Source organism: Streptosporangium sp. CA-115845 (genome assembly GCF_050943795.1).
Taxonomy (GTDB): domain Bacteria; phylum Actinomycetota; class Actinomycetes; order Streptosporangiales; family Streptosporangiaceae; genus Streptosporangium.
Map to the genome: position 1 here is coordinate 998097 of NZ_CP191988.1, position 13174 is coordinate 1011270.

Here is a 13174-nt window from a genome sequence, read left to right on the forward strand (position 1 = left end):
TGGCAGAGCTGGAACAACTGTCCGATCGGTGGTTGACTCGGAACATGGAGTTGGCGTTCGAACGGCGTGGAACGGGCTCGCCCCTGGTCCTGCTGCACGGCATCGGGCATCACTGGCAGGCATGGCTGCCGGTGCTCGACCGGCTCGCCGCCGAGCGAGACGTGATCGCCGTCGACTTTCCCGGCTTCGGCATCTCACCGCCGCTGCCGTCCGGCACGCCGTACACGGCGGAGAGTCTGGCGGACGCGATCGAGTCCTTCTTCGGGATGCTCGGCCTGCGCGACCCGCATGTGGCGGGAAACTCCCTGGGCGGTTACGTCGCCCTCGAACTGGCCGCGCGCGCCGCGGTCCGCTCGGCCACCGCGCTCTCTCCCGCCGGGTTCTGGAACCGTAGCGAGCTCGCGTACGCGCGAGCCGTCCTGCTGGCCACCAGGGCCGCCGCCCGTGCCCTTCCCCCCGACCGGGCGCTGGCCCTCGCGGAGGAACCGCTGGGCCGCGTTCTCTCCATGAATCTCCTGGTCGCCCACCCCACCAGGCTCTCCCCGGAGGCGCTGCTCGCCGCTCTCCAGGCGCTCAAGGACGCCTCGGGGTTCGACGAGACCCTCGCCTCGTTCACGGGACTGATGCCTCCCGCGCCGCCGAAGGTGCCGGTCACGATCGCCTGGGGCGAGCACGACAGGCTGCTTCTGCGCCGTCAGGCGGTAAGGGCCGCCAAATGGTCGGGGCAGCGGGTGAAACTGCTCAAGGGGTGCGGGCATGTGCCGATGACCGACGATCCCGAGCTGGTCGCGAGGGTGCTGCTGGAGGCGTCCGCCTAGGGATGCCGACCTGTGCCTAGCGGAACGACTGTCCCCAGATGGCCAGCATCGCGATGACGAACACCACCATGACACCGGCGTACGCGACAGGGCCGAGCCGGAAGGCGCGCCGTACCCGATTCAGGCCCCAGGCGAACAGGAACGCCAGGAAGATCAGCAGAATCAGCCCGCTATCCATCGTCACCTCCTCGGGAAGTCTCCGTTGACCAGTATGCGTCGACGGGGCCGCTTCCGTGGCGGGTAAACGCGATTCGGAACCCGTGAGATCGTTACGTTTCGTGAACAGGACATCGAAGGTAACGCGTGCCCTGCTGATGGCAGCCCTGGCCGTAGGTCTCTCCGGATGTTCGGGCGCGGGCGGTACATCCGGTGCTCCGGTGACCGCGACCATCACCGTGACCGCCTCCGCCACTCCATCCCCCGAGGTCTCCGCGGTTCCGTCGCCTCCCGCCTCCGCCTCACCGACGGAGCTTTCCACGCCGCCTCCCACGTCGTCGCCGTCGGTGAGCGTGCCGGGAGGCCGGGGCATCGATGACACGGTACGGGGGCGGCTAGCCCTGCGGGGAGCGGACTCGATCACGGTGGCCCCCGCCAGTGACCAGGGGGTGCAAGCCCTCCTGGTGCCCTACACGGTCGTGCTCGACGCACAGGGTCTGATCTGCACGGAAGGGAAGGCTCCGCACAGCTGCTCCGTGGAGCAACTACGGAAGGCTCTCGGCAAGGGTGACGTCCTCCTCGCCGAAGTGACGATCAAGGACGGGGTGGCCGTCCAGATCCAGGAGATCACCCAGGAGTGACGGCACCGGCCGGCCGATCACGGGAGACCGCCGTCCTGTCGTCACGAGGGCGGCGGTCCTCCCGTGTGGTGGCCGGGTCGGGTCAGAAGCCGAAGGAGCGGCCGATGATCTCTTTCATGATCTCGGTGGTGCCGCCGTAGATGGTCTGGACACGGCTGTCGATCCAGGCCTTGGCCACGGGGTACTCCATCATGTAGCCGTAGCCGCCGTGCAGCTGCAGGCAGCGGTCGATGACCTTGGTCTGCAACTCCGTGGTCCACCACTTCGCCTTGGCCGCGTCCACCGCGGTGAGTTCCCCGGCGTTGAGTGCCCGGATGCATTTGTCCACGTAGTGGCGGGCGATCTCCACCTCGGTGTCCAGCTCCGCCAGGACGAATCTGGTGTTCTGGAAGCTGCCGATGTTGCGGCCGAAGGCCGTGCGGCTCTTGCAGTACTCGATGGTCGCCCGCAGGACCGTCTCCGCCGCCGCCACCGCCATCACCGCGATCGACAGGCGCTCCTGTGGCAGGTTGGCCATGAGCTGGAAGAAGCCCTGTCCCTCCGCTGGACCCAGCAGGTTGGCCGCGGGGACCCGGACGTTGTCGAAGAACAGCTCCGCCGTGTCCTGGGCGTGCATGCCGATCTTCTCCAGGTTGCGGCCCCGGGTGAAGCCCTCCATGCCCCGTTCGACGACCAGCAGCGAGATCCCCCGGGCGCCCGCCTCCGGGTCGGTCTTCGTGACCGCGACGACCAGGTCGGAGTTGATGCCGTTGGTGATGAAGGTCTTCTGGCCGTTGACCAGGTAGTGGTCGCCCTCGCGTACGGCGGTCGTCCTGATGCCCTGCAGGTCGCTACCCGCGCCGGGCTCGCTCATCGCGACCGCCGTGATGAGCTCGCCACTGGCGAACCCGGGCAGCCAGCGCGCCTTCTGCTCGTCATTGGTGAGATCCACGAAGTACGGCGCCATGACGTCGTTGTGCAGTGAGAACCCCAGACCGGACGCGCCTGTCGAGATGATCTCCTCGGAGATCACGGCGTTGTAGCGGAAGTCGGTGATTCCCGCCCCGCCGAACTCCTCGGGTACCCCGAAGCCGAACATGCCGATCTCGCCGGCCTTCTTCCACACCTCGCGGGGGACGATGCCGTCCTTCTCCCACTGGGCATGATGGGGCGCCACCTCGCGGGCCAGGAACTCGCGTACTGTCTCTCGGAAGAGCTGGTGCTCCTCTTCGAAGAGGTCTCGCTGCATTGTGTGCCTCCTAGGGGTCCGTGACACAGAATACGATTCTGTTACTCCTGGGTACACCCGGTGGGGCGTCGCTGGTGCGGCTTGCGGTGGTTTGTAGGTTTACATCCAGATCACAAGTGCGCCACGGTCTCCGTACGTACTCGATATCTCGCTGCGCTGAAGACGGTTTAAACCGTACGATCTACCCTCGGTGTGCTATGGCTATGCCCGTTGACGGCAGCCTTTGTGATCGGAGTATGTAGTGGTTCGGTGGCGATCTGGGCTCCGTAGATCTCTCGCGGTTTCGGCCCTGTGCCTTGTCGGTGGCGCGCTGGTCGCGCTGCCCTCCGAAGCGGCCGATGCCGGCAACGCCGAACTCGTGGTCGACTACAGCTGTACCGGTGGGGTCGCCCTGAACGGCGCCGTGAAGCTGCGGACAAAGGTGTCGATTCCCACGACGCTCACGGTCGGCGAGCCGCTCAACATCGGCTGGGCCCTCGATTACGAGGGGGCGTCCAGGTTCGGTTCGCCGGCCTACTTTGCCCCCGGTGGCAAGGCCACAGTCACCGGGGACGTACAGCTCACCGGTAGCTGGACCGGCGTCCTCCAGCCGAAGGGGAGCGTGGACCAGCCGGGGCAGCTCCAGCCCGGCACCCCCCTGGAACTGCCCAAGGGCATCTCCGACTCCGCTCACACCAGCAAGGAGGGGACGGTCAGGGTCACTCCCCAGAAACTGTACGTGGACTTCACACCTCCGGCAGGCGAGGTCATGGTCAACGACGACGACCCCCGGGTGAAGTACCACGCCCAGGCCGACTGGGATGACGTGAACGACCAGCCGATGAACAACAACGACTACCACCACGACCTGCACCGCACGAACCGGGTGAACTCCTGGGCCTCCTTCACCTTCACGGGTACCGGGATCGAGTACGTCGCCCAGCGTGACCAGGGCGCGGGCAAGGTCGGATTCAAGATCGACGGTCAACCGGCCAGCCCGGCCTACATCGACGCCTCGGAGAACGAGGACGGCACGCCGACGAACGACGCCCACAGAGGCGGATTGACGCTGTGGAGTTTCCGCGGCCTTGAGTACGGCACCCACACCATCGATGTCACGAACCTGGAGAACGGCACCTGGACGCAGGTTGACGCCTTCCGGGTGATCACGAAGCAACTGGTGGATCCGCCCCAGGGCTACCGAGCCACCTGCTCACTCATCAGTGCTCCCGTGGCGGTGGACGTCACCATCTCCAAGGCGGGCGGGTCACAGTCGCCCAACCCGACGGGCCCGGGGACCGGATCGCCGAGCCCCACGGTCACGCCGACGACTCCCACCCCCACCCCCACCAACACCCGCACCGGTACGCCGACCCCCAGCCACACCGGCACGACGACTCCTCCGGCGAACGGGGTCAACAGCACGAGCACCACCACGACCACCTCGACGCCCAAGCCGACCCTGACGGTGACCGCCACCGTCACCCCCACCCGGCCCACGCCGACCGCGCCGCAGGTGATCATCACGCCCAGCGGTGGGGCCCAGACCGGTGAGGCGCCACAGGGGGGCTCCGGCCTGGGGCTTCTCGGCGCGGGAACGGTGATGGTGACCGGTAGCGCGCTGGGCGGCGTGGCCTTGATGAGGCGGCGGGCGGCACACGCGCGCGGCCAGAGGGACAGCTGAAGGAGGCGCCGGATGTACCAAGGACCTGTGCAGGGCGGTCCCGGCCCCTATCCCGGTGGCGGCCCGGCGGCCAAGCCCAAGGGGAACATGCTGATGGCCGGGCTCCTGGTGGCCGGGTCGCTCGGCGGGGTGGCCGCGATCATGGCGGGGCTGCTCGCGTACCTCTCACCGGCGCCGGAGGATCCGGGTTATGGGCTGTCCGAGCCGCAGGCGGCGGTCAGCCCCCTTCAGGCACAGCCGGGCGCGCAGCCGGGAACCGGGGAGCAGGTCGCCGAGCAGCAGCCCGCGGGGGTGTTGCCGGCAGCGGTGGGACCGGGCGGGCTGGACGTCCCGCTGACGGCCGCCGCGCCCGCGGCGCCGCCGCCGCTGCCGGTGGTCCAGCCTCCGGCGCCGTTGAAGAGCGACGGGGTGAAGCCCCGGCGGCTGGCCATCCCGAAGATCGGCGTGCTGGCCCCGCTGATGGCGCTCGGTGTCGACTCCAAGCGGGAGATCCAGACTCCTCCGCTGAGCAAGCCCAACCAGGCGGGTTGGTACAGGTACGGTCCCATCCCCGGGCAGCAGGGACCTTCGGTGGTTCTCGGGCACGTGAACACCCGGAGCGGGGCCGCCGTCTTCAGCCGGCTGAAGGAGATCAAGCGCGGGGACAAGATCAAGGTCTCCCGGACGGACGGGACCGTCGTGGAGTTCACGGTCGACGGTGTGGAGCAGGTCAGCAAGGCGGCCTTCCCGTCGAAGCGGGTCTACGGCAACACCGGTGAGGCGACCCTGCGCCTGATCACCTGTGGCGGTGTCTACAACAGGAAGACCGGTCACTACACCGACAACATCATCGTCTACGCGACCCTGTCGAAGACCCGTCGTACCTGAGCGCCGGGTCCGGCCGCCGTACTCGCTGAATCGGCGGGCCACGGCCGTTTCGACGATCGCCTCCGATCGTTAGCCTCCCCGGCAATCCGGGTAGGGAGTTGTTTGTACGAAGTGGCCCCCCCGAATGATCAGAAGGCGGGGTGTGCCCAGGTGAGCATCGTGCGGGCCGGTGTCGTGGCCGTACTCATAGGGGTGGCCGCTCTCGGCGCCGTCCAGCATTCGAAGCCGTCGCACGAGCGCTCCACGAGCTGGGGCGCGCACAAGTCCGCGAACTCGGGGGGCAAGCACGCCGGAGGATGGACGATCAAACGGCTGCGTTCGGGGAACGGGCACACGGCCACGCGCTCCGAGTCGCGCATCGAACGCGGAGGGAACTGGGGGTTCGGGCGACCGAGGCGTTCGGATACCGGACGGCACAGGGCGCGGGAGTTCGGGCGGCGGGGTCATGAGGCGAGGCGTCACGGAGGTCGCTGGTTCGGGTGGCGGGGCAGGGGTGGCGAGCGCGGCGGGGGGCGGGGGTTCGGGCGGTCAGACGATTCGGATTCCGGGCGATATGGGGACCACCGGGTTGGCCGGCCGGATTCAGATGCCGAGCGCGGTGCGGGCTGGGGGTTCGGGCGGTCGGAGGATCTGAGGCCTGGGCGGTATGAGGACCGGGGGTTCGGGCGGCGGGGTCCGGAGTCCGGTGGGTATGGCGACCGGGGGTTCGGGTGGCGGGGTCCGGAGTCCGGTGGGTATGGCGACCGGGGGTTCGGGTGGCGGGGTCCGGAGTCCGGTGGGTATGGCGACCGCGGGTTCGGGCGGCGGGGTTTCGAGGCGGGACGGTACGGCGACCGCGGGTTCGGGCGGCGCGGTTCGGATGCGCGGCGACACAGGGATCGCTGGTACGGACGGCATGGGCGGGCGAGGCACGGCGGGCACCACCGGCACGGGCAGCGGCCGGGCCGGGCCGGTTGGTAGCGGCCTGGCCTGCAGTTTGAGACCGGGGCGGCAACGGGTTGTGGCGCGCGGCCGGTGCGACGCCGGTCCGCCGCCTGGGATCGGCAAGGGGACCGGAGGCCGGCGAGGGGCCTGAGGTCGGTGTGGGGTCTGAGACCGGTATGGGGTCCGAGGCCGGCGCGGTGGGCGGTCGCGCGCTGAATCGACAGGCCGGCGGTGACGTCCCAGGAGACGTCGAGACGCGAACCGGGCAGTCGGCCACTTCTGCTTTCTCCGTCGGACGGACCTGCGGGGTCGCGTCACAGCGGGCACCGCACTCGCGCACGTGCTGTGGAGGCCGTTGTCAGCCCGGTCGTGGCGATGATGTCGACTGCTCCGAGGGAACGCGATGTCGGCGTGGCCGCCGGGGGACATTTCAGATTATTTCCGTAAACAGTCGCGCAACGTGCTCCCGAGGGGATCGCTTCTGATCGTTAATCACCTGTCCGGTCCGGGTATAGGCGTTTATGCGAATGTGTCCCCCCTCTGACCCAGAGTGAGGGGTGTACGCAGGTGAGCAAGGCGCGGGCCGGTGTGCTGGCCGTATTCATAGGAATGGCCGTGATCGGCGTCCTCCATCACGGGGATTCGACGGGTACGCGATCCGCGATCCCCGCGGCCGGGCAGTCCGGCGACTCGGTGTCCAAACGGCTCACGGGTTCCACGGCCGAACGGTCCGCGCACTCCACGGCCGAGCGTCAGGCGAGTCCGGTGGCCAAGCGGCTCGGCCGCCGCGGGGTCGAGCCGATCATCATCGCGCACCGCGGGGCCAGCGCCTTCCGGCCCGAGCACACGCTGCTCGCCTACACGGTCGCCATCTCGATGGGCGCCGACTACATCGAGCCCGATCTCGTCTCGACCAAGGACCACGTGCTGGTGGCCCGGCACGAGAACGAGCTCTCGGCGACCACCGACGTCGCGAGGCATCCGGAGTTCGCCGACCGCAGGACTTCCAAGACCATAAACGGCATCCGGCACACGGGCTGGTTCACCGAGGACTTCACCCTCGCGGAGCTGCGCACCCTCCGTGCCAGGGAACGCTTCCCCACGCAGCGTCGAGGCAACACCGCCTACGACGGGATGGAGAGAATCCCGACGCTCGACGAGATAGTCAAGCTCGCGCAGAATCACGGCGTGGGGGTCTACGCCGAGACCAAGTTCCCCACCTACTTCGCCTCGATCGGGCTGCCGCTGGAGGAACCGCTGCTGGAGACCTTCCGGAAGTACGGCTGGGACGACGAGCGGGACCCGGTCTTCATCCAGTCCTTCGAGACCGGGAACCTCAAGCGGTTGCATCCCCTCACCCGGCTCCGGCTCATCCAGTTCATCGGAGCGAACGGCGCCCCGTACGACCATGTGCGGTCCGGCGATCCGGCTACCTACGACGACATGGTCACTCCGGAGGGACTGCGAGAGATCGCCGGGTACGCCGACGGCATCGGCGTGGTCACGAAGCGGATCGGCCCCCGTGATCCCGGCGGTTTCGAGAGCAGGCCGGTACCACCCGCCGAGCTCGTCAGGAACGCCCAGCGAGAAGGGCTCCTGGTGCACGCCACGACGGTTCGCAAACTCGCCGTGCGGCTCCGGGCGGACCTCAGGGGCGACAGCTCGGGCGGGCGTGCCAACGAGGAGGTGCGGAAGTGGCTCAGGCGTCTGTACCGGCTCAACCTGGACGGGGTGATCGCCGACGACCCCGGCATGGCGCGCGCCGTACGGGACCGGTTCCGGGCCGAGGGCTGACCGTGTCCGCCGGTGCCGCGTCGGCCGCGGCCGAGGGGCACGTCACTCCGTCTCGGCTCTGGCCGGATAGCGCAGGATCCGGTCGTCGCCCTCGCGTACCTCACCGCGCCCGTCGGTGTTGGACGTGGTCAGCCAGAGCGCCCCGTCCGGTGCCACGGCGACCGTGCGCAGGCGGCCGTACCGGCCGACCAGTTCGGCCCGGGGTTCGCCGGCTCTCCCGTCGCGCAGGGGCACCGTCCACAACCGCTCCCCGCGTAGCGCCGCCACGTACAGCGTGTTCCCGGTGATGGCGGCACCGGAGGGGGAGGCCTCGCTCGTGGGCCACGTCACCAGCGGGTTGGTGAACTCACCGCCGCGCGTGTCGCCCTTGCCCTCCACCTCCGGCCAGCCGTAGTTGTGGCCGGGCTCGATCAGGTTGACCTCGTCCAGCGTGTTCTGCCCGAACTCGGTGGCGAAAAGGCGTCCCCGCTCGTCCCAGGCCAGCCCCTGGACGTTGCGATGGCCGAGGCTGTAGACCGGCGAGCCCGGCGTCGGGTTGCCGGGGGCGGGCCTGCCCTCCGGCGTCAGCCGGAGGATCTTCCCGTTCGGCAGGCGCGGATCCTGCGACGAGTCCCGCTGACCCGCGTCTCCGGTGCCGGCGTACAGCATGCCGTCCGGTCCGAACGCGATACGGCCGCCGTTGTGGAAGGAGGCCTTGGCGATGCCGTCGAACAGCACCTCGGGGGCGGCGTCGCCGAGGCGGAAGCGCACGATCCGGTTGTCGGATTCGGCGGTGAGGTAGGCGTACACGTAACGGTCCCTGGCATAGCCGGGTGACACGGCCAGCCCGAGCAGGCCGCCCTCGCCGCTCGCGACCACGCCGGGCACCCGGTAGACCTCGCGTGGCCGCCCGCCACGCCCCGGGACCTGGAGCACCCGGCCGCTGTCGCGCTCGGAGACGAGCGCGTCGCCATCCGGCAGGAACGCCAGCCCCCAGGGCACCTCGATGTCGCGGGCCATCTCCTTTCCCGCCTGGAGGTCCGGCACCCCGTCCGGCACCCTGCTCGGAGCCGGGCCGGCAGTCCCGCTCTCCCCGGGAGTGCCGCTCGCGCTCCCCGAGGTCGCCGACGCCGCACTCGGGGGGGCGGCCGGGTCGTCGGCGCAGGCGGCCAGCAGCATCACCACCAGGCCGGCGGTCGGCACGATCCGGCTCGCGGTCTTCCTCATGGTCACCCCTTCTGTGATCGAGCGCGCCGGCGACGGGCAGTCCTGGGCCGGTCAGTCCCGGTCTACTCGACCACTCTGCCCCATGCTCCCGGTAAATCCCGCCCGACCGCACCTGTCGCGGCGATCTCCCCGAGATCGGCGGGGAAGATCCCGTCAGCCGGTGTGCATGGCGGCCCGCACCCGATCGAGGGTGATCGGCAGGTCGCGCTGCCGGGAGCCGGTCGCGTGGAAGACGGCATTGGCGATCGCGGCGGCGGTGCCGACGATCCCCACCTCGCCGATGCCCTTGACGCCGACGGGGTTGAGCTCGTCGTCATGCTCGTCGATCCAGTGGGCCTCGATCCCGCGGACGTCGGCGTTCGACGCGATGTGGTAAGTGGCCAGGTCGTGGTTGGTGAAGTCACCGAAGCGGAGGTCCATCTGCAGGGCCTCGTGCAGGGCCATGGAGATCCCCATCGTCATGCCGCCGAGGAACTGCGAGCGCGCCGTCCTGACGTTGACGATCCGGCCGGCCGCGAAGACCCCGAGCAGCCGCTCGATACGGACCTGCCCACTGTCGACGTCGACCTTGACCTCGGCGAACTGCGCTCCGAACGAGTGGCGGGAGAACCGCCCCTGGGCGGCGAGGTCCTCGGTGGTGTCCGCCCGCGCCTGCAGCCCCTCGGCGGGGACCACCCCGGACCGCTCGTCGAGCTCCCTGACCAGGGTCCGGCACACCTTGCTCACCGCCCAGCTCCACGAGGCGGTGCCCATGGACCCGCCGGCGAACGGCGCGGGTCCGAAGACGCTGCGGCCCACCCGGATGGTGATCCGGTCCATCGGCACGCCGAGCTCGTCGGCCGCCACCTGGGCCAGCGCGGTGCGAGCCCCGGTACCGATGTCGGCCGCGGCGATCTCGACCACGAACCTGCCCATGGGCTCGGCGCGGGCGGTCGCGGTGGACGCCATGGTGAAAACCGGGTAGGTCGAGGACGCGACGCCGGTGCCGACGAGCCACCGGCCCTGTCTGCGGACGCCCGGCACCGGGTCGCGTCCGGCCCAGCCGAAGCGCGCCGCCCCCTCCCGCAGGCAGGCGATCAGGTTGCGGCTGCTGAACGGGAGGCCCGATTCGGGGTCCAGCGCGGGCTCGTTGACGACTCGCAGCTCGACGGGGTCCATCCCGAGGGCGTACGCCAGCTCGTCCATCGCCGATTCGAGGGCGAACATCCCCGGAGCCTCGCCGGGCGCGCGCATCCACGATGGGGTCGGCACGTCCAGCTGTAGCAACCGGTGGGCGGTGTGGCTGTTGGGCGTCGCGTACATCATGCGGCTGGCCGCGACCGTCGGCTCGGTGTACTCGACGCGCTTCGAGCTCTGCTGGAGCGCGTCGTGCCACACCGCGGTCAGCCGGCCGTCCAGCTCGGCCCCCAGACGCACGCGTTGCACGGTGGGCGTCCGGTAGCTGACGAGCGGGAACATCTGCTGCCTGGTCATCGCCACCTTGACCGGCCGCCCGACGGCACGGGCGGCCAGCGCCGCCAGCACGGTCGGCGGGCGCGGTAACGCCTTCGACCCGAAACCGCCGCCGATGTGGTCCGCGACGATGCTCACCGCGCCGTCGGCGAGGCCGAACAGCGCGGCGATCGCGATCGCCGACATCCAGGGCGCCTGATCGGCGTTGTAGAGGGTCAGGGTCTCGCCCTCCCAGAACGCGATCGTGGCGTGCGGTTCCATCGGGCTGGCATGCTCCGCCGGGGTCGTGTAGGTGGCGTCGATGCCGGCCGGTGCCGCGGCCAGGGCGCTCTCGGCATCACCCCAGTGGACGGTCCCGGGGAAACCCGCGCTGGCCTGCCGGGGCGAGAAGATCCGCGGGTTGCCCGGGTCCAGCACGACGTCGTGTTCCTGCTCGTCGTAGTCCACCCGCACCGCCGACGCCGCCTCGCGGGCACCTTCCAGGGTGCTCGCGACCACGGCCGCGACGATCTGCCCGCGGTAGGCGACGTCGGCCGACTGCAGGACGGCCAGCTCGGCGTCGTCGGCGGGGTGCAGCCGAGAGACGTTGCCGCTGTCCAGTACGGCGATCACCCCCGGCAGGGCCAGCGCGGCGCCGCCGTGGACGGCGCGCACCCGGCCGCGGGCGATGGTGGCCTGCACGGGCCAGACATAGACGGCGTTCGGCACCGGGTACTCGTAGGCGTAGCGGGCCGCGCCGGTGACCTTCTCGCGCCCGTCGATCCTGGCCGGTGCTCCGCCCACCACCTTGTCGAGCGTGGTCATCGCCGTTCCTCTCCCACGAGATTCCCCGTGAGATCGCGTACGCTCGCCGCGATCAGGTCGGCGGCGAGCCCGATCTTGAACTCGTTCCCCGGCAGGGGGCGCGCCGACGCGAACTCCGCCTCCGCCGCCGCCAGCAGCAGTTCCTTGTTCGGCCGGTGACCGGCCAGCATCCGCTCGGCCTGGTGCGCCCGCCACGGCCGCGGGGCCACCCCGCCCAGCGCCAGCCGGATCTCCCGCAGCGTCCCGCCGCCCTCCGTCGTGACCAGGGCCGCGACCGAGACCACCGCGAACGCGTAGGACCAGCGGTCGCGGACCTTGTGGTATCGCATGGCCGCGCCGTCCGGGGGCGGCGGCAGTTCGACGCCGGTGATCAGGTCGCCGGGCTCCAGTACCGTCTCGCGATCGGGGGTGTCGCCGGGCAGCAGGTAGAGGTCGTGGAGCGGCACCGCCCGCTCCTTTCCGCCCGCGAGCCTGATGTGCACCACGGCGTCGAGAGCGGCCATCGCCACCGCCATGTCGGACGGGTGGGTGGCCACGCAGCTGTCGGAGATGCCGATCACACCCAGGTCGCGGTGACTGCCGCCGATCGCGGAACAGCCCGTATCCGGGTCGCGCTTGTTGCACGGCTTGGTGACGTCCTGGAAGTACGGGCAGCGCGTGCGCTGCAGCAGGTTGCCGCCGGTGGTGGCCATCGACCTGAGCTGTCCGGAGGCTCCGGACAGCACGGCCCGGGCGAGCATCGGGAAGCGCTCCCTGATGCCCCGGTCGCCGGCCAGGTCGCTGTTGCGCACCGTCGCGCCGATGAGCACGCTGCCGTCGGCCCGGTGCTCGATCCGGTCGTACGGCAGCCGGGTGACGTCCACCAGCCTCGCCGGCCGGGCCACGCCGAGTTTCATCAGGTCCACCAGATTGGTTCCGCCGGCCAGGAACATCGCGTCGGTGCCGTCCACGACGGCGGTGGCGGCGGCACCGGGGTCGGTGGCGCGCTGGTAGGCGAAGGGTCTCATCGGTTGCCTCCGGGACTCGATCCGGCGACGTCGAGGACCGCCTCGACAACCCCGGCGTACGCCCCGCAGCGGCAGAGGTTGCCGCTCATCCGTTCGCGGACCTCTTCGGCATCCAGGGCGGCGCAGGAGGCGACACCGGCCGCGACGTCCTCGGTGACATGGCTGGGCCAGCCCGCATCCGCTTCGGCGAGCGCGCCGATCGCCGAGCAGATCTGGCCCGGCGTGCAGTAGCCGCACTGGAAGCCCTCGTGGTCGAGGAACGCCCGCTGAACGGGGTGCAGGTCGTTCGCGCGAGCCAGACCGGCGACCCCTTCGATGGTGACGATCTCCTGTCCGGTGGCGGTGACCGCGAGCGTCAGGCAGCTGTTCACCCGCCGGCCGTCCAGCAGGACCGTGCACGTCCCGCACTGCCCGTGGTCACATCCTTTCTTCGCCCCGGTCAGGTTGAGATGCTCGCGCAGCGCGTCCAGCAGGGTCACCCGGTTGTCCAGGGAGACGGAGTGGTCGGCACCGTTGATGCGCAGCGTGATATCGCTGCTGAACGCTTCGACTGCCATGCCGTTTATCCTGCCAATTACCCAATGAGAGTTGGATCACCTATTAATCTGAAAATC

The 13174-nt window shown here is 70.0% G+C and carries 11 protein-coding genes; 5 read left to right on the plus strand and 6 right to left on the minus strand.

The window, feature by feature from the left end; genetic code table 11:
• The first annotated feature begins 44 nt into the window (after positions 1–44).
• Complete coding sequence (locus ACQP0P_RS06905) at positions 45–818, plus strand: alpha/beta fold hydrolase (protein WP_433372457.1); 774 nt, start codon at positions 45–47, stop codon at positions 816–818.
• Between the two features lie 16 nt (positions 819–834).
• Here ACQP0P_RS06905 and ACQP0P_RS06910 read toward each other — a convergent pair whose 3' ends face one another.
• The gene (locus ACQP0P_RS06910; RefSeq protein WP_169750261.1) at positions 835–996 is read right to left on the minus strand and encodes a hypothetical protein; all 162 of its coding nucleotides are present in this window, start codon (positions 994–996) and stop codon (positions 835–837) included.
• 199 nt (positions 997–1195) lie between these two features.
• Between ACQP0P_RS06910 and ACQP0P_RS06915 the strand changes: the two genes are divergently transcribed.
• Positions 1196–1615 (plus strand): hypothetical protein, encoded by a 420-nt coding sequence (locus ACQP0P_RS06915; RefSeq protein WP_433372460.1) that lies wholly within the window; start codon positions 1196–1198, stop codon positions 1613–1615.
• 82 nt (positions 1616–1697) lie between these two features.
• Here the strand turns inward: ACQP0P_RS06915 and ACQP0P_RS06920 are convergent, their stop codons facing one another.
• On the minus strand, positions 1698–2843 hold the full coding sequence (locus ACQP0P_RS06920; RefSeq protein WP_433372463.1) for an acyl-CoA dehydrogenase family protein: 1146 nt from the start codon (positions 2841–2843) through the stop codon (positions 1698–1700).
• A gap of 241 nt (positions 2844–3084) precedes the next feature.
• Here ACQP0P_RS06920 and ACQP0P_RS06925 point away from each other — a divergent pair, with 241 nt between their 5' ends.
• From ACQP0P_RS06925 to ACQP0P_RS06935, 3 genes are all read left to right on the plus strand, one after another.
• Positions 3085–4506, plus strand: a complete 1422-nt coding sequence (locus ACQP0P_RS06925; RefSeq protein ID WP_433372466.1) for a hypothetical protein — start codon at positions 3085–3087, stop codon at positions 4504–4506.
• Positions 4507–4518: 12 nt separating this feature from the next.
• Positions 4519–5373 carry a class F sortase gene (locus ACQP0P_RS06930; RefSeq protein WP_433372468.1) on the plus strand — a complete coding sequence of 285 codons (855 nt, stop codon included), beginning with the start codon at positions 4519–4521 and terminating at the stop codon, positions 5371–5373.
• 1491 nt (positions 5374–6864) lie between these two features.
• Positions 6865–8091, plus strand: a complete 1227-nt coding sequence (locus tag ACQP0P_RS06935) for a glycerophosphodiester phosphodiesterase family protein (protein WP_433372471.1) — start codon at positions 6865–6867, stop codon at positions 8089–8091.
• Positions 8092–8133: 42 nt separating this feature from the next.
• Here the strand turns inward: ACQP0P_RS06935 and ACQP0P_RS06940 are convergent, their stop codons facing one another.
• The 4 genes from ACQP0P_RS06940 to ACQP0P_RS06955 form a co-directional block, all read right to left on the minus strand.
• Positions 8134–9297 carry a PQQ-dependent sugar dehydrogenase gene (locus ACQP0P_RS06940; protein WP_433372474.1) on the minus strand — a complete coding sequence of 388 codons (1164 nt, stop codon included), beginning with the start codon at positions 9295–9297 and terminating at the stop codon, positions 8134–8136.
• 153 nt (positions 9298–9450) lie between these two features.
• Positions 9451–11553, minus strand: a complete 2103-nt coding sequence (locus ACQP0P_RS06945; protein ID WP_433372477.1) for a xanthine dehydrogenase family protein molybdopterin-binding subunit — start codon at positions 11551–11553, stop codon at positions 9451–9453.
• Positions 11550–12560, minus strand: a complete 1011-nt coding sequence (locus tag ACQP0P_RS06950) for an FAD binding domain-containing protein (RefSeq protein WP_433372480.1) — start codon at positions 12558–12560, stop codon at positions 11550–11552. Before ACQP0P_RS06950 ends, ACQP0P_RS06945 begins: the two co-directional genes overlap by 4 nt.
• Positions 12557–13117 carry a 2Fe-2S iron-sulfur cluster-binding protein gene (locus tag ACQP0P_RS06955; RefSeq protein WP_433372483.1) on the minus strand — a complete coding sequence of 187 codons (561 nt, stop codon included), beginning with the start codon at positions 13115–13117 and terminating at the stop codon, positions 12557–12559. The genes ACQP0P_RS06950 and ACQP0P_RS06955 overlap by 4 nt, the downstream gene beginning before the upstream one ends.
• Between the last annotated feature and the right edge of the window lie 57 nt (positions 13118–13174).